The following is a 26,302-nucleotide window of genomic DNA, read 5'->3' as shown; positions in this document are numbered from 1 at the left end:
GATTTTTATCTTTATTTAAGCCATTACCTCTTTCAGGGCATCCATCATTCCTTTATGAAGGATGGCTTCCACATCTTTCGATACTTCATCCACAAAGCCGGAAACTTCGGCAAAGTTTTCTTTCCACATATCTTTATTGGCTACAATGCCGGCTACCCATCCTTTGATATTCCCTTTATCGAATGTCTTTTGGATAAATTCGAGGAATTCGGGTGTGTCATTCGGAATAAAGTTCTTTGCTGCCGATTGTCCTGCGTAAAGAACCAGCAGGGCGGCAAAAGAAAATGTAACCAGTTTGGCATCCTTGTTCAGTTTCTTGCAGCAGTCGTATACGGTAGGATAGTCACGGGTTTCCCATTTCGAAATGGAATTCAATGATATATCTTTCAGATAATGCTTCAGATACGGGTTGTAGAAACGTTCAAGTATCTTGGCCGCAAAGGCTTTTAGTTCTTCCGGTTCTTCGTCGATACATGGGAGTACTTCTTCCGCTACCATGCGGTTGATGTATTTTTCTACTTCAGGTGTATTGAAGGCATCCATCACTGTCTCACATCCCAGTTGCAGGGCAACGGGTACCATTGCAGTATGCGATCCGTTCAGTATACGTACTTTCTTAGCGCGGAAATCCCTGATATCATCCATGAACAATACATTAAGTCCGGCTTTGTCTAACGGAAATTTTTCCTTAATGATGCTATCGCCACCAATTGCCCATACATGGAAGTATTCACCTTTTACCACCAGATTATCATCGAATCCTATTTCAGCTTTTATTTCGTCAATGTTCTCTCGCGGGAATCCCGGTACGATGCGGTCTACCAGTGTGTCGTAGAAGTGGCAGGCTGTATTTACCCAGTCGATGAAACCTTCTTCCAGTTTGTTGTATTCGGCGTGCTTCAGCACGTACTCGCGCAAGGTGGAGCCGTTATCTTCGATAAGTTCGCAGCAGATGATAAGGAGGCCTTTATCCTTATCTCCGTTGAATTTTTTATATCTTTTGTGTAGCAAAGCAGTCATCTTGGCCGGGAATGACTTTGGCGGCAATGCGCTTAGGTCATCTCCTTCTTCATAACGGATACCGGCTTCGGTCGTATTGGAGATGATCATTTCCAGTTCTTCGCTCAGGAATAGTTTTTCGTATTCAGCATACTGGCTGTATGGATTCATTATGTCCATAATACTTTTTACCAGCGCGACTTCTTTTACAGTTTTTTTGTCCTTGATACCTTCCAGATAGACATGGTACATGCAATCCTGGTCTTTAAACATCCTGATCATGTTTTCGCCGCCGGCGATAGGCTGCACAGCCACAATGCCGTGGTTCATTACGCCTGCATCATTGGCTTTGTCTATCATCCAGTCTACAAAAGCACGAAGGAAGTTGCCTTCGCCAAACTGGAGTATTTTTACGGGTAGATTTTTTTTCTCTACTGTTGTTTTATTAAGTGGTTGCATGATATTGATTATTTAGTTATTTTGTATGTTACTTTATTGTTTAACCTGTTCATTACTTCGTCTATACAACGTTGCATATCTTCTTTTGTCTTAACGGGTTCCTTATCGAGTTCCCATGTCGGCATAAAATAATATTCTGTATATCCGTTCTCAGGTTTCAGTACGATAACGTGGTTTAGGTCATCCCCTGTTATCTCTTTTATTTGTTTAGTACGGGCAAATACTACCAACCCTTGCATATCGTTGTTCAGGCTCTGTTTACCGAAGGTTGCAATGTACGACCATTCACTGTTTTTATCATTATTTACGATCAGTTCGGCATCTTCACTTTTAATAATACCTGTTGCTATGTTGTCAATGTTTTTGTTTACAAGCAATTCCATATGCGAAGCACGGCTTCCCGCATCGATAGATATGAGTGAAGTAAGGTCACATTTCTGGCTGTTTGCATCCCAGCCGTAATAGATTGTCTTCACTTGCGACCGGATTTTTCCATCGGCAGGAATAAGGCAGGTTATACTATCTTTCTTTTCTACCCTTACAGCTTTTTGTCCGTCCCAAATGGCAATAGAGCCGATGCCAAGTGCTTTTCCCACTTTCATATTATCCATTCCCCAATCGGCCATATTATGATAATTGTCGAACCCGTCGACACCTACAGCGGGTAGTACAATGTCGGAGGTCTTTTTGGCGAATACGTCTATTGCATTACGATTATCGAGGTAGAAGCGGAATGCTACTTTATCGCTTTCCCATCCCGGCCCTTCATATTTTATGTAATAGGAATGGTCGCGGAATGCCCCCGGCAGGGTGATATAATTGGGCTTTACCCACGAATATCCGCCTACATATTTGTGTCCTTCAAACTGTCCGCCTATTTTATGAGATAATTCAGCATAGGTGCGTTTTGGATAGTTTTCTGATGTCCCTTTTTCTATTTTTACCGTTGTTTCTTTATTCGCCGGAAGCTTATTGATCGGCAATATTACGATCTGTCTGTTTTTTATATCCGTTATAACTTCAAGCGGAACAAATTCACCATTGACCAGAGCCTGATAATTCCCCATTTTGAGGTTCAGTTCTTCAGCCGGAATTTCCAATGTGTAGTCTATGATTTCTTTGCCTGAATTGTTTTTTACGAGGAGTGTTTGCGCACACACTTTTTGATTTGAAAATAAAAAACAGGCGGAGCAAAACGATAAAAGAACGGTATTTCTGCAAAAAATATTCTTCATTGGTTATTAGTTAATAGAGGGTACAGATTATATTCAGAATTTAAAATTTTATCTCTGAATTTTGTAACAAATATAGAGTATTAATTTTATTAAACGGGGGATTTTTTGACTTAAACAGTTTCACCCCCTTCTAAATTATATTATTTTGAACGATTTTGCAGGTTTTTATACTCGCTCGGAGTCATATTATAAACAGCCTTGAAACATTGGGTAAAGTATTTTGTGTCGGCAATTCCTATCATGAAAGAGACTTCCTTGATCGTATATTGTTGTGTCGCAATCAATTTCGCCGCATGCTTTATCTTTATATCCCGTATAAATTCGATAGGAGCAAATCCTGTCAGGCTTTTCAGTTTCTTGAAAAATACAGTACGGCTCATCGCTACAGCTGCTGCCAGATTATCAACTACAAAATCGCTGTTGTCGATATTCTTTTCCACCTCTTCTTTTATCTTTCGAATAAATGCTTCATCCTGAGGGGTTATTTTGAGTTCCGTTGTTTCTGTATCTGTCTCAATCGTTTCAATAGGAACTATCGCATTTTGTTTTTCTGTAGAGAATGATTCATACAGGCGCTTGCGCTGACGTATGATATTGTCTATTCTGGCTCTGAGGTATTTAACGCTGAAAGGCTTGGTAATATAGTCATCTGCACCGTAATCCAGACCGTCGACTTTACTTTCAAGGTCTGTTTTGGCGGTCAGTAAAATAAACGGGATATGGCTTGTCTTATCGTTTTTGCGTATTTCCTGCAAAAACTCTACTCCGTTCATTTCAGGCATCATAATATCGCTGAGTATAAAATCCGGCATATATTTTAATGCGAATTCATAACCTGTTCTCCCGTTTTCAGCTTCCAGTACGTTGTAGTATGGTTCGAGGATAGTGGTAATAAAACCGCGGAGGTCATTATCGTCTTCCACCACAAGAATCGTTTCTTTTTTATCTTTTTCTTCGGTTATTTCTTCAACGGATATCTGTTTTCCTTCGGTTTCCTGCGAGGTTTTATGCAGATTACCGGCTTCTTCTTCAGATTCTTTTATTGTATCGGTATAAACAAAATTTACATTCTCATCGTCTTTAAAATGCTCTATTCCTGTAGGGAACAGAATTGTAAAGCTCGATCCTTTATTCACTTCACTGTCAACGGCTATTTTGGCATGATGCTTTTCTGCTACTTCCTTAACGATAGACAAGCCTATACCTGTACTGGGCTTGCTTTTATCTTTATTGAAGGAAGCAAAGCGGGTAAACAGCTTGTTTAAAACCTCTTTACTCATTCCCCGACCTTCGTCCTTTACCTGAATGGCTATGGAATTATCTTTTTGAGCTTTAAAGATATTGATCTCTATGGCTTTATCATCGGGAGTGTATTTAAAGGCATTCGATAGAAGATTGAAAACCAGTTTCTCAACATTGTCCCTGTCTATCCATATTTTTTCTCCATTGGTATTGTCGTTGAACTGGAGTTTTATGTTTTGATATTCTGCCGTTTTAGTAAAATTCTTACATATGTCGTCCACATATTCTCCTATGGCGGTTTCCTGTATATTGAGTTTTTGTTTCTGTATCTTACGGAAGTCTAGTATCTGGTTTACCATCCTTTGCATCCGGTTAGTGTTTTTTAGCACCAGTTGCAACTGGGATTTTATTTCTTCGGGAGTAGTATTATCCTCTATAATATTTTCTACCGGAGAAACTATCATTGTAAGTGGTGTTCGTATTTCGTGTGAAATATCAGTGAAGAAACGGGTTTTCATCTCGGTCTGTTCCTGTTCCAGTTTTACTTTATCCTTCAGACGGTAGAACACAAAGAGAGTGCGCAGAATAGCATAAAGAACGGCAACGATCAGCAAAAAGTATAATAAGTATGACCATCCGGTCTGCCAGAACGAAGGAGTAATCTCGAGATGGAGCACATGTTCGTTATCCATCCATACCCCATCACTGTTGGTTGATTTTACACGGAATATATATTTGCCAGGTGACAGGTTGTTATAATTGGCTATCCGTTGTTCTTTTGTAATAATCCAGTCACCATCTACTCCATCCAGTTTGTAGGCGTACGATATACGTTTGGGCTCTACATAATCGAGGGCTACGAATTCTATATTGATAAAGTTTTGTTTATAGTTCAGCCTGATTTTTTCGATGTCGTCTATGTTTTCTTTTAAAGGCGAGCCGCCACCGATAGGCACATCTTTATTGGCTATCTGAAACCTTGTCAGCGCAACGTATGGCTTAAATGTATTTTTGTTGATATTCGCGGGGTCGATGGAGAGGACACCCTTTGAATATCCTAAGTATATAGTCCCTGTCTGAGATGTCCATCGCGAGCCTTCCGAAAAGTTTTGTCCTGCTATCAACCGGTTGATCTCACTATATGTTTCAAAGGAATTCTTTTCCGGGTCAAATTTTGTGAGGTTCCCTTCCGAGGTGATCCATAGCTTTCCCTCTTTGTCTTCTGTGAGTGTAAGTATTACGTCTGATGGCAATCCGTCTTTTGTCTTATATGATCTGAACTTTGTAGGGAAACCTTTCATGTCGACGGCGGTCACTTTGTTCAACCCTCCTCCGAAAGTGGCGAAATATGTCTCCCCGCCCGCAGTTGTGCAGATGTCATATACATCATTCTCGCTAAGGCTTTCATTGTCTTCGGGAATGCGTGTATAGAACTTATAATCGATATCCGAAGGTGAATCGAAGTCAGTAGAGAACATGATAAGTCCAAGAGTGGTGCCGATGCAGATGTTTCCGAATTTATCAGCCAGTAGTGTCCTTATCTGTGATCCGAACTGGGAGGGGTAATTCTTCAGGTTATTCCTGTAATTGATAAACTTCTTTTCTTTTTCATCAAGCAGATTAAGTCCGCCTCCATAAGTGCCTATCCAGATGCGTTGCTTATTGTCTTCAAAGATTGCATATACACTGTTGTGGCTCAAGCTAAAAAGGTCTTCTTCCAAATGGCTGTAATGATCTATATTGTATGAATCTCCCGCAGGGATCAGTTTGTATACGCCTTCTCCTTTTGTCCCTATCCAGATATTTTTTTTACTGTCTTCTGTCATGCAATAGGTTATGCCTTCAATAGGAGCTCCATATTCTATTTTTCCGTTTCTGCACAGGTATCCTTTTTGAACGCGGTTTTTATCGTATACGAATACTTTTCCACCCTTGGCCGATACCCACAGGTTTTGCCTGCTGTCTTCGAAAATACTGCGTACATCGTTGTTAATAGTGGAATGTATATTCGGATCGACAGTTATCGTTTTAAAAACATCATTATTGAATATAACCTTATCCAGTCCATGCGACCGGGTGCTTAGCCAAAGGTTTCCCTGTTGGTCGGAAAATGCGGCATGCATCATATTCGAGAATTTCCAGTTGGGTGACGACGGCTCATTGAAAAACGGCATCAATTGGTCTTTTTGCGGGTCATAGTAACCAAAACCACCCCCTCTCGGATGAATCCATACCCGGTTTTCCCTATCTTCGAAAATGAAATAATTGGAAGGGAATACATTAGAAACGGAACTTTCTGTATTCATCTCAAAATGCTTCATCTCCCTTGTTTGCGGGTTGAACTTTGCCACGCCCTGATAGTCTACTTCAAACCATATATTTCGCGCCCGGTCTATGTAGGTGGAAAGTATCTTGTCCGATCTCAGCTCTTTTACGTTCGACTTATCATATTTCTTTAGTTCCTTGGTTTCGGTATTGTATATAAAGAAACCATCATTCCGGGTTGTGATTACGATCTCGTTACCTGTTATGGCTTCAATATGTCTTATTTCAGATTTAGCATTTGTCTGAAACAATTCCGATTGTCCGCTTTTTTTATTATGTATCCATATCCGTCCGTTACCCGATCCGAACCATATATTATCCTGCTGTTCCATAACAGAATAGAAATCCTGGGTGGGATTGGAACCGGTTTGAGCCTTTTCTGTGAAATAACTGTTTACTTTCTTGTTGTCTTTGCTTACCGAATATAGTCCGTTGTTGGTTAATATCCATGTATTCAGTTCGCTGTCTTCGTATATAGAATAAACCGTATTGCCATTGATGCGCTTGTTGTCGGTGTTGTAGATTTCGATGCTGAAGGATGAATCGGTCACGCACACACATCCCATATTATTCGATAACAGCCACGTCTTCCCCGATTTTGTTGTAACGATTTTAGATGCGATAAACGTGAAGTCTTCATACTCTTTCAGAGATCTTATCCCCATAAAGTCTTCTGTACGGGGGTCAAACCGGTGTGGTTCCATGTCGTAGGGCAATGTCCATATATAACCGTATTTATCTTCGGTAATGAAATCAATACGGTTGCTGCGCATATGGTATTTATCGCCCAGCTGTATTTTGTAAGTGTAAAAGTTATATCCGTCGAACCGGCAGAGCCCGTTCCATGTAGAAAACCAGATAAACCCCTTATTATCTTGCAGAATACTCATTATAGTATGCTGTGGCAATCCGTCTTCAGGTCCATAATGCTCAAAGAAGCATCTCTCCTGGGCATTGGATGACAGGCTGGTCAGAATAATTAAGAAGAAGCTAAATAATAGTTTTAGTCTCATGGTACAGTGTGGCTTTAATGCAAATATAGTGAGTTTTGCGGGAATTATCCAAAAATAGCAGTAAGTCAATTCCTCCCCCTCTAAAAAATATTTTCTCCCCCTTATTGTCGGGGAAAGCTGTATACATTGCATCCGAAATCTGACAGTATGCTATACCATGAAATAAACTAAATATACCTTAATAAAATAAAAATACAAGAAATCTAATTCCATTAAAGAAAACGACATGAAAAAAATGACTAAGAACAATCTCTGAAATCTTCACTCTTTTTTAAGAAAACTTAGAAAAAATCAAAAAATTAAACTAAATTGAAATTATAAATCTACTAACTATGCAAAAGATGATCAAAAGAATTTTGTCTCTTATGTGTATTTCTTTGTTTTTATTGAGTGGGCAAATTTATGCTCAGCAAAAAAACATAACAGGTACAGTAAAAGATTCTCAGGGCGAGCCCCTGATTGGTGTTACCGTTTCGATTAAAGGTACAACAAAAGGTACGATGACCGATATCGATGGTAAATATACTCTTTCGGTAACGAATGATGACAAGACACTTGTTGCTACTTATGTGGGAATGAAACCGAATGAAAAAGCAATTACAGGAACTGTCGTTGATTTTACATTGGAAGATCTTAGTTCCGAACTGGAAGAGGTAGTTGTTATTGGTTATGGTACTGTAAAGAGAAAAGACCTTACAGGATCGGTTTCTTCGGTTCAGTCAGAAGCTATTCAGGCTGTTCCTGTTTCAAATGTGGCAGAGGCCATAGCCGGTAAAATGGCAGGGGTGCAGATTACAGCAACAGAAGGATCTCCCGATGCGGAAATGAGAATACGTGTACGTGGAGGAGGTTCTATTACCGGCGATAATACTCCGTTGTTTATTGTTGACGGTTTCCCTGTAGAATCTATAAGTGATATCCCTTCATCTGACATCGAATCAATCGATGTCCTTAAAGACGCATCTTCTACAGCTATTTATGGATCTCGTGGAGCCAATGGTGTAGTTATCGTTAATACAAAAAGTGGAAAGGAAGGTAAAATATCGGTGAATTATAATGCCTTTTATTCATGGAAAACAATGGCTAAAAAGCTCAATACACTTGGTGTGGAAGATTATGTGAACTGGCAATATGAGCTGGCTATGCTTAGGGAAAAAGATTATGATGTGATCAATCCTGGAAATTATACTAAATACTTTGGCAATTATCAGGATATGGATATGTACGATGGTTTGGCTGCTAATGATTGGCAAGATCAGGTGTTTGGACGTACAGGGCATACATTTAATCATAGTTTGAGTATTTCTGGTGGTAGTGAAAAAACAAAATATTCATTCAATTATAGCCATGTAGACGATAAGGCTATTATGGAAATGTCTAATTTCAAAAGAGACAACCTGAGTTTGAAGCTGAATAGCAAACCATCGAAAAGGACTACTCTGGATTTTTCAATTCGCTATTCCAATACTGATATTAATGGTGGCGGTGCCAACGAATCGAAAACAGAGGTATCTTCAGCCGATTCACGTATGAAAAATGCCATGATCTATTCTCCTCTGAACTTCGCAGACCTGAGTGACGGATACGATGAAGATTCTCAATTGACAAACCCTTTGGTTTCACTGGCTGACAATGACCGTAAGCAAAATAAAAGAAATTTTAATTATAATGGAAGTTTCGGTTGGGAGATCTTTGATAATTTCCGATTCAAGACCGAGTTTGGTCTGGCGCATGTTACCAGCAGTGATTCAAGGTTTTATGGAGTTACCACTTATCATTCGCGTATAGATGGAGGAAAGCAACCAATTGCAGAATTTACAGATAAAGATAAAAAGACATTCCGTAATACGAATACGGTAAATTACGATTTCAAAAAATTGCTGAAAAGTGAAGATCACCATTTGAATTTATTAGGTGGGCAGGAATATATTAAAACGAAAGGGACAACAAACTCTTATGATGTTCGCTTCTATCCTTCATTCTTTACATCAAAAGAGGCATTCGATCTTACTACGCAAGGAACACCTTATACTATCGATAGATTCAAAAACGAGGATGATGTTCTTTTCTCTTTCTTTAGCCGTGTAAACTACGACTATCAAAGTAAATACTTATTTAGTGCTACTTTCCGTGCCGATGGCTCATCTAAATTTGCTGAAGGCAACCGTTGGGGATATTTCCCTTCTGCTGCTGTGGCCTGGCGTATTTCTTCAGAAACTTTTATGGATCAAACCAGAACATGGCTGGAAGATTTGAAGCTTAGGGCGAGTTATGGTACAGCTGGAAATAATAATATTCCGGAAGGTCAATACCGAACAAGTTATTCATCTAGTAGTACAAGCTGGGTTAATAACGAAACCAGTTATTGGGGTACAGGTAAGAGAATGTCTAATCCGGACTTGAAGTGGGAAACCACGTATACCCGTAATATCGGTCTCGATTATACTTTATTCGGAGGTAAAATAAGCGGATCGTTCGAGGGATACTGGAATACAACTAAAGACCTTTTGATGGACTTCAATGTGAGGGGTTCAGGTTATGATACTCAATATCGTAATATGGGTGAAACACAGAATAAAGGTTTCGAAGCAACTATTAACTGGAATATCATCAGTAAAAAGGATTATGGTGTGAGTTTCGGAGCTAATATCGGATTCAACAAGAACAGGATCAACTCTTTGGGTGTAATGGATGACTATTTTGAGTCGTCAGGATGGGCTTCTACTGAAATTATTGGTGATTATCGTGTTGCTGTACATGGACAAGTTGGGGAAATCTATGGATACCAGTCCGATGGACGTTACGAGGCTTCTGACTTCGAATCTTATGATGCGGCAAAAAAACAATGGATATTGAAACCGGGAGTAGCTGATGCTTCAGAGATAATAGGAGATTTGCGTCCGGGATCGATGAAACTTAAAAATACTGATGGAAGTGAGGATAATAAAGTTACAGCAGCAGACCGTTCAGTTATAGGTAATGTAAATCCGGTTCATACAGGGGGATTCAATATCAATGGTTACTTTAAAGGTTTTGACCTTTCTGCAAACTTTACATGGAGCTATGGTAATGATGTCTACAACGCCAATAAGATAGAATATACTTCCACCTCTAAGTATAATTACCGCAATATGCTGGATATTATGCAAAGTGGCAACCGTTGGACAAACCTTCGTCCTGACGGAACTATTTCCAATGACCTTGACGAATTGGCAGCGATGAATGCCAATACCACAATGTGGTCTCCTTTTATGAAACAATCTGTTATATCTGATTGGGCTGTAGAGGATGGCTCGTTCCTTCGCCTGAACACATTGACATTAGGATATACTTTACCTCAGGTTTTGCTTAAGAAGATAAGTGTTCAAAACCTTCGGTTCTACGTAACAGGATATAATTTATTCTGTATAACAAGCTACAGTGGATTCGATCCTGAAGTATCAACGCGTACTAAAAGTGCTGTAACTCCTGGTGTAGACTATTCGGCATATCCGAAGAGCAGACAATTTGTAGTAGGTTTAAATCTAACATTCTAATACCTAATTAAACAATGAAAAAATTTATATATACAACTATGTTAGCGATGTCATTATCGGGCAGTCTTTTACTGACTTCCTGCAATGATATACTGGATACGACAGCAGATTCATCGATGGATGATACTCAGATATTTGCAAAATATGAGTTGGCTTATGGTGCCATAACAGGCATTTATCATTCTTTTGGAGAAACTAATTCATATCGTGGACGTATACTTCCCTGGTATGGGTTCAATACGGATATAGAGTGGTACAATAACTCGGATAAACTAGGAGATGGGAAAGCCGATATCGCGGTTTACTACTGTAGACCTGATAATAATCAGTTAAACATTGACAATGACCCATGGTCGAAAATGTACGAAGCTGTTGAGCGTTGTAACATGGCGATCTCTGGTCTGCGGGAATTTGCCGATTTCTCCGATTCCAGAATGTCCCAATTGTTAGGTGAAGCGTTAACATTGAGGGCTGTTATCTACATTGACCTTGTAAACTGTTGGGGGAATGTTCCCGCACGTTTTGCTCCTGTAACAGCCGAGACGTTATATATGCCTGTTTCAGATAAAGATGTTATTTTTAAACAACTTATTGCCGATCTGCAAGAGGCACAGAACCTGGTTGCCTGGCCTAACGAGACAAGTGCGACATCTACAGTAGAGCACGTTAACAAAGCTTTTGTTAAAGGACTTTTGGCTCGTGTTTGTTTACAGGCATCCGGATATTCGTTGAGAGACGACGGTAAAACTGCGCTAAGTAGTGATCCCGAGTTAGCAAAGTCTGTATTGTATCCTATTGCTTTACAGGCATGTAAAGATGTTATTGATTCAAAGACATGTGGATTGGAAGATTCGTTCGAAAATATTTTTATAAATAACTGTAAGGATGTGATTTCCGCAGGTGGTGAATCTCTGTGGGAAATGCCTTTTGCTAATTCACCTTCAGCCCGTGGACGCCAGGTATATACTTTCGGTACTAAGCATAACGATACTGATAAATACGGCTTAAATCAGGGAGGTCAGGCAGGCCCGACTCCAAATTTCTATTATGATTATAACGTAAAAGATAAACGCCGCGATGTAACTTGTATTCCTTATGAATGGACAAAAGAGAAACAAATACTTCGCAAACTTAATAACTGGAGTTTTGGAAAATACCGTTACGAGTGGATGGATCGTCAGATAACTTCCGGTACGGATGATGGAATAAATAAACAATATATGCGATATGCTGATATAATACTTATGAGAGCTGAATTGGAAAATGAATTGAACGGCCCATCTGCGGCAGCTCCTTATCTCCGGGAAATTCGCGAAAGGGCTTTCGATTCGGCTGATTGGGCTACAGAAGTAACCAGCTATGTAACAACTGCCAGTGCAAGCAAGGATGCTATGCAGAAAGCAATTATTGATGAACGTGCATTCGAGTTCTGTGGAGAAATGCTTCGTAAAGCAGACCTTATTCGCTGGAATCTTTTAAAGACCAAATTAGATGAAAGTAAAGAAAAAATGTACAGATTACGTGACAGAACGGGCGAATATGCTGATTTGAATACCAAGGTTTATTATAATATGGTCGATTTCGAATGGACAAGGAATGGTACGACAAATACTGAAAGTAAGGCCGCAGTGTCTATATATGGATTGAGTCATGGAGAAACACTGGATAAGAGTGGTGATTATGAATTTTCTGAATCATGGTTTGGAGACACTAAATTGGAAGATTCAAAAATAGAGGCGATTTATGCTCGTGATCCTGACCTGTATATGTACTGGCCTATATTCAATGTTGTGATAAACGCAAGTAATGGGGCTCTTCAAAATCCTTCATGGTATAACTAATACTTTAAAAACAAAGAAATAATGAAAAAGTTATTCAAATATACAACCCTCATTGGGATACTGTTATTGACAGGATTTGTTGCCGTTTCCTGCGATGATGTAGATGATATCGTTAATCCTGATTTTGACCGGCTATTTTCTCCGGTAGATCTGAAAGGAACAATCTCGAATATGACAGGAGTCAAGGTAACCTGGACTGAGAGTAAAGATGCTGAAGCTTATATTCTTGAGGTTATCGAAGGGGCTGATGAAAGTGGCGAAAAAGTAGCATCATACACAGTCACACCGGATGAAATACCATATACGGTGATCGGACTGGAAGGTGAAACCGAATATACAATCAGAGTAAAAGCTACTACTAATCAAGGTAGAGAAGATTCAAAATGGAGTACTATTGTTGTTACAACAGGCACAGAGCAAATCTTCTTAAATTTCGAAGATGGCGATATTGATTATACCGAAGTCACACTTCGCTGGACTGCGGGTGAAGTTGCTACAAAGATTATGCTTACTCCGGGCGATATAGAGCATACTGTTACTGCAAGTGAAATAGCAGCAGGTCAGGCTACAATCACAGGATTGATAAGAGCGACCCAATATAAAGCAACATTGTTGAACGGAACAAAAACTCGTGGGACTAAGACTTTCGAAACCCGTGGGGCTGCCATAGAAGTAACACCTACTGATGATTTTGCTACAATGATTGCAGAGGCTAATGATGAAGATGTATTCTCATTGGCCGCAGGGGAATATTCGGTAGGAAAGCTCTCCATAAAGAAGAGTATAACAATTAAGGGTGCAAATGCGACAAACAGACCGGTTCTTAAAGCCCTTCTATCTTTAGAAGCAGGTGTCTCTTTTGAACTGAAAGATATTATACTGAATGGAGCAGATGCAGTCGATGCCGGAGCCAATGCCGATCAGGCAATTCAATTTAATACAGCAGATGTTGATTATGGAGATATTACTATTACAGGGTGTGAAATCAAAAACTATCTGAAAGGACTTTTATACTTCAATCAGAAAGGAATGGCCGAATCAATAACTATAGACAAGTGTATTATCTATGATATTGAATGTAATGGAGGAGACTTCTTCGATTGCCGTAAAGGAACTGCAAAACAGATTAACTTTACCAACAATACTGTTTATAACAGTGCATTAGCACGAGATTTCTTTAGAATAGATAATGATAATTCATCGGCTTTCTCTTCTGCACCAAAACTTCTGATTGACCATAATACATTCAATAATGTATCAAATGGTAGTAGCAGGCGTATGCTTTATGTTCGCTGGGTTGGTAATGAGATTACTTTCACCAATAATATTCTGGCAAATACAGATGGATATTACACAAATCAGGCTGCAACAAATATCGTGTTGATGAGGAATAATAACTATCATAATGCGCCTAACTTCACCGGTAGTACCCAAAGTAGTGCGAAAAATGATACAGGTACTTATACAACATTAGATCCGGGCTTTGCCAATGTTGCCAATGGTGATTTCACTCTGTCAAATTCGACATTGATTTCCAATGGAATAGGAGATCCTCAATGGATTAAAGAATAATATAAACCCAACACTGTTGCAGGTCAAACTCCTGCAACAGTATTAAAAAACGCTCAGAACAGAAATTTATAAACTGTAAGACCTTTTGTTTATATACTGTAATTTTTACAGTATAGCACTTCACATGTAAAGTCTTACATTATAATACAAAATCTAATGTATATAAAGAAACTAACTCAATTTGTTGCGTTATCCATATTAATATTGGTTTCACAATCGGGATGCGCGCAAAAAGACGAGTACAAATATGAATATCTTTACAAGGACCTTCCGTTTGGAATGCAAAAACTGGATAAACCCGTATTTCCTTCCAATCAGGTGTCTGTTGCTGATTTCGGAGGAGTAGCCGATGGTGTTACTCTTAATACCGAAGCATTTGAAAAAGCGATGGATGCGTTGGGAAAGAAGGGTGGAGGAACACTAATCGTTCCCTCGGGCATATGGTATACAGGGCCAATTGTATTCCGGTCGAACATCAATATGCATCTAGAAAAAGGCGCCTTGATCCTTTTTTCAGCCGATTTCAACCTGTATCCATTGGTAAATACAGTATTTGAAGGGCTGGATACACGCCGTTGCCAGTCGCCTATTTCGGGGCGCAACTTGGAAAATATTGCTATTACAGGAAAAGGCTCTATCAACGGGTCTGGCGAGGCTTGGCGACCTCTGAAAAAAGCAAAGGTAACAGCCTATCACTGGAAAGAAGTAGTTGCTTCGGGTGGTGTTGTCAAAGACGGAAATTACTGGTTCCCGTCCGAAGGATCGAAGAAAGGTCTTGAAATAAGCGATATGAATGTGCCTCCCAAAAATCTTACGGAAGCAGAATGGATGGAAGTGAGGGATTTCCTTCGACCTGTAATGGTTAGCTTTATCGAATGTAAGAATGTTCTGCTAGAAGGAGTTCTGTTCGAGAATTCTCCAAGCTGGAATATTCATCCGCTGATGTGTGAGAATGTTATTATCGATAATATATTTGTCCGCAATCCGGGTTATGCACAAAACGGCGATGGCGTAGACCTCGAATCGTGTGTAAACACTATTATTGTGAACAGTACGTTCGATGTAGGCGATGATGCTATTTGTATAAAATCGGGTAAAGATGAAGATGGCCGCAAGCGTAACCGTCCTACCGAAAATGTAATAATAGATAACTGTAAGGTTTTTCAGGGGCACGGAGGATTTGTTGTCGGTAGCGAAATGTCGGGAAGCGTAAGAAATGTTTCGGTTTCTAACTGTCAATTTCTGGGTACTGATGTCGGCCTTCGTTTCAAAAGCCGCAGAGGACGTGGCGGTATCGTAGAAAATATCTATATTCGGGATATTAACATGTTTGATATTGTAACAGAATCGTTTCTGTTCGATCTCTATTACGGAGGAAAATCGGCTAGTGAATCGCTGGAAGATGGAGATGTAACTCCTGTCGATGAGGTTGTTCCGGCGGTTGACGAAACTACTCCGGCTTTCAAGAATATTTATGTGAAGAACCTCACATCGAGAAATGCGCGCCGTGCTATGTTGTTCAACGGGCTACCGGAAATGAAGATCGAAAATATAAATGTGGAGAATGTAACTATTTCGTCTACCATCGGTGCTGAACTGGTTGAATCTGAAAATATCCATTTCAAGAATGTAACACTGATTCCAAAAACAGGACCGGCTTTAATACTCAAAAATGTGAAAGATTTCTACCTTACAGGATTTGAATATCCGGCCAGTCTTAAAGAAGCTGTAACGATCAGCGGGAAAAATGAAAATATTCAATTGCCTGATTCTTTGAATAAAAATCTTGTTCAGGTAATAAACTAAACCGGAAGGGTGAAAGTGATGAGAACTAAACTATTTATGATCATTTTGTCTGTTGCTTCTGTAGTTTCTATAGAAGCACAGACAAAATATTCAGTGAGATTAACTGAGTCTGAAATCAAACGCAATCCTGAATCATGGATGCTTGATTTTTCGCCGAAACCGAAGTGGAATTATTGCCATGGGCTTGAATTACAGGCTATATATCAAACTTGGCAACAAACATTCGATCAACGGTATTACGACTATGTATACAGCTTTGCCGATCTGATGGTTGAACCGGACGGGCAGGTGAAAACATACAAACCGCTCGAATATAATATCGATCGTGTTAATTCGGGTAAGTTCTTATTCCCGATGTACGCTCTGACAAAACAGGAGCGTTTCAAAAAAGCGATTGATTTGATGCGTGACCAGATGCGTACACATCCTCGTACTAAGGATGGTAGTTTCTGGCACAAAAAAATATACCCTCATCAGGTATGGCTCGACGGTCTTTATATGGCAGGGCCTTTTCTTGCAGAATATGCAAAAACATTTAATGAACCGGAATTATTTGATGATGTAGCCCTTCAGATACTCGATGTGCATAAATATATGTATGATGCGAAAACAGGCTTATATTATCATGGTTGGGACGAAAGCCGTGAGCAACGCTGGTCTGATCCGAAGACGGGTCTTTCCCCTAATTTCTGGTCGAGAAGTATTGGCTGGTATATGATGGCTATAGTTGATGTGCTCGACTTTATGCCAGAGAACCATCCTAAAAGAGGAGAGATTATTTCATTGATACAAAACCTGAGTGCAGCGGTTGAAAAATTTCGCGATAAGGAAACCGGCATGTGGTTTCAGGTGACCGATCAGATGTACCGGGAAGGCAATTATATTGAATCCAGTGCTTCGGCCATGTTTATATACACATGGGTAAAAGGCGCGCAGAAAGGATATTTGGATAAATCTTATCTGAAAAAAGGAGAAAAAGCGTACGATCAGTTTGTGAAGCGCTTTATAAAAGATAACAGTGACGGAACGGTTTCATTGACTGATGGTTGTGCCGTAGCCGGACTTGGAGGAGAAAAGAATTATCGTGATGGAAGTTACGAATACTATATAAATGAACCTGTGAGAGATAATGACCCTAAAGCAGTAGGGCCGTTTATTATGCTGAGCATTATGCTTGATAAATAAAAAACGGATATGAAAACAATAACATCTTTTTTTGCAGTCATATTGTCATGCGTGTCATTGACTGCGCAAACACCGGCTTTTCCCGGAGCTGAGGGTGGAGGTATGTATACTTCCGGCGGTCGTGGAGGCAAAGTTTATTATGTGAACTCGTTGGAAGATTCAGTAGACGGCGATAAGAAAACTCAGGAAGGTACACTTCGTTGGTGTCTTGAGCGGCCGGGGGCAAAAACGATATTATTCAAAGTCGCGGGTATCATCCATCTGACAAAGAAATTACACATATCTGACAGTACAACTATTGCAGGACAATCTGCTCCGGGCGATGGTATCTGTATTGCTAATTATCCTGTAAGAGTTGAGGGTAATAATGTGATCATAAGATATATGCGATTCCGTATGGGTGACCTCGCAGGCGTGGCTGATGATGCTTTGTATGGCTATCGCCAGAAGGATATTATTATCGATCATTGCTCTATGAGTTGGAGTACTGACGAGTGCTCTTCGTTTTACGACAATGAAAACTTTACGATGCAGTGGTGTATTATTTCCGAAAGCCTGAGAGCTTCGGTACATAAAAAAGGCGCTCACGGATATGGTGCTATCTGGGGTGGAAAGAAAGCTTCGTATCATCATAATTTGCTGGCACATCACGATAGCCGCAATCCCCGCATGTGCGGTAGCCGTTATAACAATGAGCCTGAACTCGAATTAGTCGATTTCAGAAATAATGTGATATACAATTGGGGAAGCAACAGTGGTTATGCCGGAGAAGGAGGAAGGTATAATTTTATCAATAATTATTATAAACCAACTTCTACATCTTCTAACAAGAGCCGCATATTTTCACCTAATGCCGATGATGGCAAGAATAAGCAGGCAGCAGGAATCTGGGGTAAATTTCATCTGAATGGAAATGTTATCCATGGAAATGAAAAAGTCTCGAAGAATAATATACTAGGGCTGCAACCCAATCCTGCGGATAAAGATGTTTATGATCTGGTGTCTTTTATGCCATTCGAAACACCTTTTGTTACTACCGATAGTGCTGAAGATGCATTTAAAAAGGTTTTGGCGAAGGCCGGAGCCTCTTATAAAAGAGATAAAACCGATGCGCGTGTCATAAAAGAAGTCAGAAACGGGTTGGCTCCAAAAAGAGCATCCGGAGATGCCGGTACAAGACCGGGCATGATAGATACTCAGAACGATGTTGGTGGATGGGAAACTTATGCGTACGATCTGAAAGATGTACCTGTGGACTCCAATATCGATGGTATTCCTGACGGATGGCTTGAAAAGAAATATCCGGGTAAAACGGCTAATGATCTGAATGAAGAGGGATACACTTATCTCGAAGTATATTTAAACAGCCTTGTAAAATAGGATATGATAATGAAGAAGTTTATTTTTATTTGTTTCCTGCTTTTTTCTCTTTGCGCATTTGCACAAGAGAAGACCGAATACATTGTTGACCGTAACGGGACAGGGGATTTCCGTACTATTCAGGAGGCGATAAAAGCTGTACGTACAGGAGATCCGCGCGGACAAATTACTATTCATGTGAAAAATGGGATTTATAAAGAAAAACTGATACTACCACCTCATGTTACCCATGTGCGGATAATAGGAGAGGATAAGGATAAAACAATTATAAATTATGACGACCATGCCAATATCGACAAGATGGGAACATTTAAAACCTATACTTTCCTGTTAAGTGGAAATGACGTGATATTAGAAAATCTTACCATAGAAAACTCTTCTGCCGAATTAGGACAGGCTATCGCCCTGCATATTGAGGGAGACAGGGTAATCCTGCGCAACTGCCGCCTGCTCGGGCATCAGGATACATTGTATGCAGGCCGCGACGGAGCCCGGCAGTATTTCGAGAATTGTTATATAGAAGGAACTACCGATTTTATATTTGGCCCGTCAACTGCTTGGTTCGAAGGTTGTACGATACATTGCAAAAAGAATTCATATATCACAGCTGCTAATACTCCTCAGAATATAAAATATGGTTATATTTTCAATAATTGTGATATAACAATGGCTGACGGTATAACCGATGTTTACCTCGGTCGTCCGTGGCGAGCTTATGCCATGACGCTATTTATGAATTGCACCTTGCCCAAAGGAATAAAACCCGAAGGCTGGGACAACTGGCGCAATCCTGAAAATGAAAAAACAGCCCGCTATATGGAATACGGCAACAAAGGAGAAGGTGCTTCAGTAAAAGGAAGAGTAAAATGGGCAAAAATCTTATCTTCAACACAAGCATCGGAATATACTATAGAAAATGTATTGAGTGGGTGCGATAACTGGAATCCGAAAAATATTTTGAACTAATGAAAAAGGTAATTACATTTCTTGTGTGTTGTTTGTTTCTGACCAATACTGCTGTTTGGGCACAGAAACGGATATTTATGATAGGCGATTCCACAATGGCCGATAAAGATCTGTTCAGGAATGTGACCGATAGTGTTTCCGGAAAAACAGAATCAGTACCTTTCCCTGAAAAGGGTTGGGGACAAGTGCTTCCCTTATTCTTCAATCAGAATATTGTAGTCGACAACCATGCTAAAAATGGCAGAAGCTCGAGGACTTTTATTAGTGAAGGTCGTTGGCAGAGAGTGATAGATAATATAAAATCAGGTGATTACCTTATCATTCAGTTCGGGCATAATGATGCATCCGTAGAAAAGAAAGACCGGTATACCACACCCGCAGAATATGTTGAATATTTCACCATGTTTGTACAAAAAGCCAAAGAGAAGGGAGCCAGGCCAATTATTTGTACTTCAGTAGCCAGACGTAAGTTCGATAAGAACGGTGAATTTGTAGATTCTCACGGCGAATACCTCGATCTGGCACGTAATGTGGCAAAGAAAGAAGGCATTCCGATGATCGATATGTATGAGAAAAGTAAACGGCTTTTGATAAAAATGGGAGTGGAAGATTCCAAGTCTTTGTTCCTGCATCTGAAACCGGGTGAAAACAAAAACTTTCCGGAAGGTAAAATCGATAATACTCATTTCATGATCAAAGGTGCAGATGCTATGGCTTATTTATTTATCGAAGGTTTGAATGAATTAGGTATTACAGATTTAACGAAGGAATTTAACGAAGTAGCATATTAAGAGAGGATTTTCTCCATATACTGCTTTTAAAGAGCTTAAAATATTAATTAAGGTTCTACCCTTAAGTTTTTTAGATTAGATTGTTTTTAGATTTTGATTGAGGGTAGGGTAGAAATAGTAATTTCCCCTGCCCTTATTCTTTTTAGAAATGTGTGTATGAAATATATGAAGTTCTTATTGTTTTTCATGTTCTGTTATAGTTCGTCTATAGCCCAGAATGTAATAATAAATGGTATTCCGCGTGATACTTCATTTACTGTACACAGTGCCTATGTGAAGGCATTAAAGAATTATCCGCAAATACAAATTGTTTCTCCACAATTGCCTGAAAATGTGAGGGAAATTGAAAATGTAACCTATTCTACACTGAAATCAGGAAGAAACCTTAATCTCAATATATACCGTCCAAAGAATGATGAAAAATACCCGGCTCTATTAATGGTGCATGGAGGAGGTTGGAGCTCTGGTGATCTGTCCTTGCAAATACCAATGGCTCAGCGAATAGCATCGAAAGGTTATGTTACAGTTCCTGTTGAGTACCGTTTATCTCCTGAATCACAATTTCCTGCGGCAGTTTTTGATCTCAAAATAGCGATCAGGTGGATACGCGCAAATGCAGAGATTTATGGGATCGATACTACAAAAATAGCAATTTCGGGTTGTTCTGCCGGCGGGCAGTTAGCGATGTTGGTTGGAATGACGAATTTCCGGCCTGAATACGAAACACCGGATGAATATGCCAGTTACAATACAAATGTTCACGCTGTGGTAAATATCGATGGGATTTCTGATTTTTCGACTGAAGAACTAACAGCTACAAGAGAGTCTTTGGCAAAGAATAAGATGCCTGCTTCTATAAAATGGCTGGGAGGAACCTATGAAGATATGAAAGATACGTGGATTGCCGCCTCTCCAATCAATCATGTGACTAAAGATTCGGCTCCGGTCATGTTCATTAATAGCTCTATTCCCCGGTTTCATGGAGGGAGAGATGAAATTATTGAAAAATTGTCCGCTTATAATATATATACCGAAGTTTATGCTTTTGATGATAGTCCTCATCCATTCTGGCTGTTTTACCCGTGGTTTCCTACTACAGTGGACAGGACTGTTTCTTTTCTGGATAAGGTCTTGAAAGGCAAGGAAAACAAGTGAAATGTACTCTCTTATGTTATATAACATTTTTTTATTTCTTAACAGGTTGTTAAAGTATTGATACATAGTCAATAACTATATTTTGGGTAATATTTGTGTGCGCACACATGTTGTTTAATTAGTAATTAATGATATATTTGTAAAATATTTGTGTGCGCACACACTTTTCGGACGCGTACATATTGAAAATGGAAAAGAACAATAATACAATAAGATAAAAAATATAATCATGAAACAGTTTTTAGACGACAATTTTGTATTGCAAAACGAAACAGCCGGGTATTTATATCACCAACATGCTAAGTCATTGCCGATCATAGACTATCACTGTCACCTCGATCCTAAAATGATAGCAGAAGATTATAAATTCGATAATCTTGGTGAGATATGGCTTGGTGGAGACCATTATAAATGGCGTGCGATGCGTACAAATGGAGTGGACGAACGCTATTGTACAGGAAAAGATACCACAGACTGGGAAAAGTTTGAGAAATGGGCCGAAACTGTGCCTTATACGATGCGTAACCCTTTATACCACTGGACTCATCTGGAACTAAAAACTGCTTTTGGCGTAACCAAATTATTGAAACCAGAGACAGCAAGAGAAATTTTTGATGAATGTACAGCAAAGCTTCGTACGCCTGAATTCTCAGCTCGTGGCATGATGAAGCATTACAAAGTGGAAACTGTATGTACTACAGACGATCCTGTCGATTCGTTGGAATATCATATCGCTCTTAAAAATGAAGGGTTTTCTATAAAAGTATTGCCTACATGGCGTCCTGATAAGGCGATGGCAGTGGAAGATCCGAAAGCTTACCGTGCTTATGTGGAGAAACTATCGGAAGTTTCAGGTATTTCTGTCAGTAATTTTTCAGACCTGATTGCTGCGCTTCGCAACCGTCACGATTTCTTTGCCAGTGTAGGATGTAAATTATCCGATCATGGTATAGAGGAGTTTTATGCAGAAGACTATACACAGACCGAGATAGATGCGATCTTCAATAAGGTGTATGGTGGCAGTCAGCTTAGCCATGAAGAAGTTATCAAATTTAAATCGGCGATGCTTTTCGAAGGAGCTATCATGGACTGGGAAAAAGGATGGACTCAGCAGTTCCACTATGGAGCTATCCGTAACAACAATACTCGTCTTTTCAAACAATTAGGTCCTGATACTGGTTTTGATTCTATAGGGGACTTTACCATAGCCAAAGCAATGTCGAAATTTTTTGACAAGCTCGATACCGGCGATAAGCTTGCTAAAACAATTATATATAATCTCAATCCTCGCGACAATGATCTTATTGCGACAATGATCGGAAACTTCCAGGATGGTTCGGTTGCAGGAAAGATCCAGTTCGGTTCGGGCTGGTGGTTCCTCGATCAGAAAACAGGTATGGAAGCACAGATGAATTCATTGTCAAATCTTGGACTGTTAAGCCGTTTTGTAGGTATGTTGACAGACTCCCGAAGCTTCTTGTCATATCCGCGTCACGAATATTTTCGCCGTATTCTTTGCAACCTGATCGGAACGGATGTTGAACAAGGTTTGTTGCCTTCTTCAGAATTACCATTCTTAGGACAATTGGTGGAAAATGTATCGTATTACAATGCGAAGAACTTCTTTAAGTTCTAAATAAGGAAATCTAAAGATCAATCTAAAATATAAAAACAATGAAAACAATAATCGAAGAACGTTGGGGAACTCACCCGGATGATGTGAAACATTACGACACTGCTCAGTTGAGAAAAGAATTCTTGGTGGAAACTCTTTTCGAAGCGGATAGTGTACTGATGACTTATACGCATAACGACCGTCTGATTATCGGAGGAGCATTACCAGTAAACGAGGTGTTGAAACTGGAAACTGTAGACCTTATCCGTTCAGAGTATTTTTGTGAACGCCGCGAACTTGGTATTATATGTATCGAAGGCGAGGGTACGGTTTCAGTTGATGGCAAAGAATATAAAATGGGCTTTAAAGATGCCGTTTATGTAGGTCGTGGCTCGAAAGATGTTGTGTTTAAAAGCAACGATTCTTCAAAACCGGCCAAGTTCTACTTTGCGTCTTCTCCGGCACATAAAGAATTTCCTACTGCACAGATTACTTCAGAAATGCGTCGTACCCGTGACTTGGGTGCTAAGGCTACATCGAACGAAAGATTATTGAATCAGCTTATCCTTAGCGAGATTGTTCCTTGTTGTCAGTTACAGATGGGAATGACCGAGTTGAAAGAGGGTAGCGTTTGGAATACAATGCCTCCTCATACACACTCTCGTCGTATGGAAGCATATTTCTATTTCAAAGTGCCTGCCCAACAGTCAGTATGTCACTTTATGGGACAGCCGCAGGAAACCCGTCATATCTTTATGGGTAACGAACAGGCGGTTATCTCTCCGTCATGGTCGATCCATTCGGCAGCCGGAACAAGTAACTATACTTTTATTTGGGCAATGTGTGGAGAGAATCTTGATTATGATGACATGGATACTTTCACAGCAGATAAACTTCGTTAATGTTGAACTCTAAAAAACAGAAATAAATGAAAAACATATTTGTTATATTGTTTACCGTTGCGTTCCTGTTCTCTTGTTCAGGTGCCAGTAATGACGTGAAAGTGACAGTTGAGAATCCGAGTAGTTTCGATCGGTTGTCAGAGCTGGTTGAAATTCCTATTGATACAATAAAAGGAAAACTTCCTTTAAAGGATAGCTTGGTTTATGTTGTTAAAACTATTGATGGAACAGTTATTCCTTCTCAGGTTACATATGACCGGAATATCGTTTTCCAGCCCGGATTGAAAGCAGGAGAATCAAAATCATTCGTTATTACAACCGGAGAGCCTCAGGAATTTCCTGCCAAAACATTCGGACGTTTTATTACAGAACGTAAAGACGATTTTGCATGGGAAAATGACCGTGTGGCATTTCGTGCCTATGGGCCATCACTTGTCGAGATAGACGGACCGAGTAATGGGTTCGATATATGGTATAAGAAAACCAATGATCTGATTATAGATAAATGGTATAAAGATGATCTTGCCGGTGTACGGTCATATCATAATGATAATGGAGAAGGGCTTGATAACTATGATGTCAAGCGTAGCCTTGGTGCGGGAGCAATGGCTCCGTATGTAAACGGAAAATTATGGTTGAATGAAAATTATGCATCGCAGGAAGTCCTGGAGAATGGCCCCTTGCGTACAACATTTAAACTAACTTATAAAGACCTTGATGTAGACGGTAAGCAAGTGGCTGAGAGCCGTACGGTATCTATTGATGCGGGTTCACAATTATCTAAGGTTGTTCAGGCCTATACAATAAAGGAACCTATGAATGTAGCAGCAGGCATTGTGAAGAGACAGACTGGCGATTCCATTATTTCTGTTACTGATAAGGGATATATCGTTTATTCCGAGCCTAAAACCGACAAAGCTGAAGGTGTGTATGTGGGGCTTGTATTCCCGCAGGGCTTTAATGAAATGAAAATAGATACTTATGAAGATTTCAATCCCGTAAAGAAGCAGAAAGGAACATTCTCTCATGTATTAGGGATCACTACCCAACAACCTAGAATTCCTGTGACATATTATACCGGTTACGGATGGAAAGAATTTGGTTTCCCGACGGTAGGTGATTTTGAAAAATATATCCAGAATTTTGCTGAAGCACTGCAACAGCCATTGGTAGTAACATATCCAAAATAACATATTCAAAAATAATTAGTAACAGACTATGAAAAAAGTAGTAACATTCGGTGAAGTTATGTTGCGCCTTGCAACTCCCGGATATCAGAGATTTATACAGTCAACAAACCTTAATGCTACATTTGGGGGAGGGGAAGCTAACGTAGCCGTATCATTGTCAAATTATGGAATTCCAACAGATTTTGTAACCCGTTTGCCTAAAAATGACATCGCTGAATGGTGTATTTCCGATCTTAGAAAATATAACGTAGGCGTAAATAATATTCTTCGCGGAGGTGACCGTGTAGGTATCTATTTTCTTGAAACCGGTGCTGTTGCCCGTGCATCTAAAGTAGTTTATGACCGTGCCGACTCTGCTATCGCTGAGATTAAACCGGGCATGGTAAACTGGAGAGAAATATTTAAAGACGCGCAATGGTTTCACTGGACTGGTATTACTCCGGCTCTTTCGCAAGGTGCTGCCGATGCATGTCTGGAAGCAATCAAGATAGCCAACGAAATGGGAGTAACCGTTTCTACTGACCTCAATTTCCGCAAAAATCTTTGGAAATATGGAAAAACTGCTTCGGAAGTAATGCCAGCTTTGACCGAAGGTTGCGATATTATTTTAGGAAATGAAGAAGATGCAGAGAAAGTATTCGGAATCAAACCGGAAGGCTTCGATGTAGCTCACACGGGAGGAGAAGTAAATGCCGATGAATTTGAGTCGGTTTGCACTCAGATGATGAAAAAATTCCCTCGTGCCAAAAAGGTAATTATTACGCTACGTGGTTCAATCAATGCTAACCATAATACATGGGGCGGATGCTTGTATTCCGATAAGCTATACCAATCGAAACGTTATGACATCACGCACATTGTAGACCGTGTAGGTGGAGGTGACTCATTTATGGGTGGACTTATTTATGGGCTTTTGACTTATCCTTCAGATGATCAGAAGGCATTAGAGTTTGCTGTAGCTGCCTCTTGCCTGAAACATACTGTTTATGGAGATTTTAACCTTGTTACTGTCGCAGAGGTGGAAAATCTGATGAAAGGTGATGGTTCAGGCCGTGTATCCAGATAAATTGAAATCTATAAACAATCAAAT

The 26,302-nt window shown here is 39.8% G+C and carries 16 protein-coding genes; 13 read left to right on the top strand and 3 right to left on the bottom strand.

Annotated features, from left to right (window positions below):
* Nucleotides 1–15: 15 nt before the first annotated feature.
* From GGR21_RS04265 to GGR21_RS04255, 3 genes are all read right to left on the bottom strand, one after another.
* A complete protein-coding gene (locus tag GGR21_RS04265; RefSeq protein WP_183305926.1) occupies nucleotides 16–1,458 on the bottom strand; it encodes a tagaturonate reductase in 1,443 nt (480 codons plus the stop codon).
* An 8-nt stretch (nucleotides 1,459–1,466) separates the two neighbouring features.
* Nucleotides 1,467–2,618, bottom strand: coding sequence for a DUF4861 family protein (locus GGR21_RS04260; protein ID WP_183305925.1), 1,152 nt, complete (start codon nucleotides 2,616–2,618; stop codon nucleotides 1,467–1,469).
* A gap of 215 nt (nucleotides 2,619–2,833) precedes the next feature.
* Entirely contained in the window at nucleotides 2,834–7,273 is a 4,440-nt protein-coding gene (locus GGR21_RS04255) for a hybrid sensor histidine kinase/response regulator transcription factor (RefSeq protein ID WP_183305924.1), read from the bottom strand.
* A 332-nt stretch (nucleotides 7,274–7,605) separates the two neighbouring features.
* Here GGR21_RS04255 and GGR21_RS04250 point away from each other — a divergent pair, with 332 nt between their 5' ends.
* From GGR21_RS04250 to GGR21_RS04190, 13 genes are all read left to right on the top strand, one after another.
* Nucleotides 7,606–10,809 carry a SusC/RagA family TonB-linked outer membrane protein gene (locus GGR21_RS04250; protein WP_183305923.1) on the top strand — a complete coding sequence of 1,068 codons (3,204 nt, stop codon included), beginning with the start codon at nucleotides 7,606–7,608 and terminating at the stop codon, nucleotides 10,807–10,809.
* 14 nt (nucleotides 10,810–10,823) lie between these two features.
* On the top strand, nucleotides 10,824–12,650 hold the full coding sequence (locus tag GGR21_RS04245) for a RagB/SusD family nutrient uptake outer membrane protein (protein WP_183305922.1): 1,827 nt from the start codon (nucleotides 10,824–10,826) through the stop codon (nucleotides 12,648–12,650).
* A 21-nt stretch (nucleotides 12,651–12,671) separates the two neighbouring features.
* Nucleotides 12,672–14,222: a DUF4957 domain-containing protein gene (locus GGR21_RS04240; protein ID WP_183305921.1), complete on the top strand. Its 1,551-nt coding sequence runs from the start codon at nucleotides 12,672–12,674 to the stop codon at nucleotides 14,220–14,222.
* 156 nt (nucleotides 14,223–14,378) lie between these two features.
* Nucleotides 14,379–16,028 carry a glycoside hydrolase family 28 protein gene (locus GGR21_RS04235; protein WP_183305920.1) on the top strand — a complete coding sequence of 550 codons (1,650 nt, stop codon included), beginning with the start codon at nucleotides 14,379–14,381 and terminating at the stop codon, nucleotides 16,026–16,028.
* 18 nt (nucleotides 16,029–16,046) lie between these two features.
* Nucleotides 16,047–17,213, top strand: a complete 1,167-nt coding sequence (locus GGR21_RS04230; RefSeq protein WP_183305919.1) for a glycoside hydrolase family 88/105 protein — start codon at nucleotides 16,047–16,049, stop codon at nucleotides 17,211–17,213.
* Between the two features lie 9 nt (nucleotides 17,214–17,222).
* Nucleotides 17,223–18,593, top strand: a complete 1,371-nt coding sequence (locus GGR21_RS04225; RefSeq protein WP_183305918.1) for a pectate lyase family protein — start codon at nucleotides 17,223–17,225, stop codon at nucleotides 18,591–18,593.
* A 9-nt stretch (nucleotides 18,594–18,602) separates the two neighbouring features.
* A complete protein-coding gene (locus GGR21_RS04220; protein ID WP_183305917.1) occupies nucleotides 18,603–19,559 on the top strand; it encodes a pectinesterase family protein in 957 nt (318 codons plus the stop codon).
* On the top strand, nucleotides 19,559–20,350 hold the full coding sequence (locus GGR21_RS04215) for a rhamnogalacturonan acetylesterase (RefSeq protein ID WP_183305916.1): 792 nt from the start codon (nucleotides 19,559–19,561) through the stop codon (nucleotides 20,348–20,350). Before GGR21_RS04220 ends, GGR21_RS04215 begins: the two co-directional genes overlap by 1 nt.
* A gap of 156 nt (nucleotides 20,351–20,506) precedes the next feature.
* Nucleotides 20,507–21,505, top strand: coding sequence for an alpha/beta hydrolase (locus GGR21_RS04210; RefSeq protein WP_183305915.1), 999 nt, complete (start codon nucleotides 20,507–20,509; stop codon nucleotides 21,503–21,505).
* A 229-nt stretch (nucleotides 21,506–21,734) separates the two neighbouring features.
* Nucleotides 21,735–23,141 carry a glucuronate isomerase gene (gene uxaC, locus GGR21_RS04205; protein ID WP_183305914.1) on the top strand — a complete coding sequence of 469 codons (1,407 nt, stop codon included), beginning with the start codon at nucleotides 21,735–21,737 and terminating at the stop codon, nucleotides 23,139–23,141.
* Nucleotides 23,142–23,179: 38 nt separating this feature from the next.
* On the top strand, nucleotides 23,180–24,022 hold the full coding sequence (gene kduI / locus GGR21_RS04200; protein ID WP_183305913.1) for a 5-dehydro-4-deoxy-D-glucuronate isomerase: 843 nt from the start codon (nucleotides 23,180–23,182) through the stop codon (nucleotides 24,020–24,022).
* Nucleotides 24,023–24,048: 26 nt separating this feature from the next.
* Nucleotides 24,049–25,212, top strand: coding sequence for a DUF4861 family protein (locus tag GGR21_RS04195; protein ID WP_183305912.1), 1,164 nt, complete (start codon nucleotides 24,049–24,051; stop codon nucleotides 25,210–25,212).
* Between the two features lie 28 nt (nucleotides 25,213–25,240).
* Nucleotides 25,241–26,278, top strand: coding sequence for a sugar kinase (locus tag GGR21_RS04190; protein ID WP_183305911.1), 1,038 nt, complete (start codon nucleotides 25,241–25,243; stop codon nucleotides 26,276–26,278).
* Nucleotides 26,279–26,302: the final 24 nt, after the last annotated feature.

Source organism: Dysgonomonas hofstadii (genome assembly GCF_014196915.1).
In the GTDB taxonomy this organism is placed as follows: Bacteria; Bacteroidota; Bacteroidia; order Bacteroidales; family Dysgonomonadaceae; genus Dysgonomonas; species Dysgonomonas hofstadii.
Note: the sequence above shows the minus strand (reverse complement) of the source record. Positions and strands in the feature narration are given on the sequence as shown.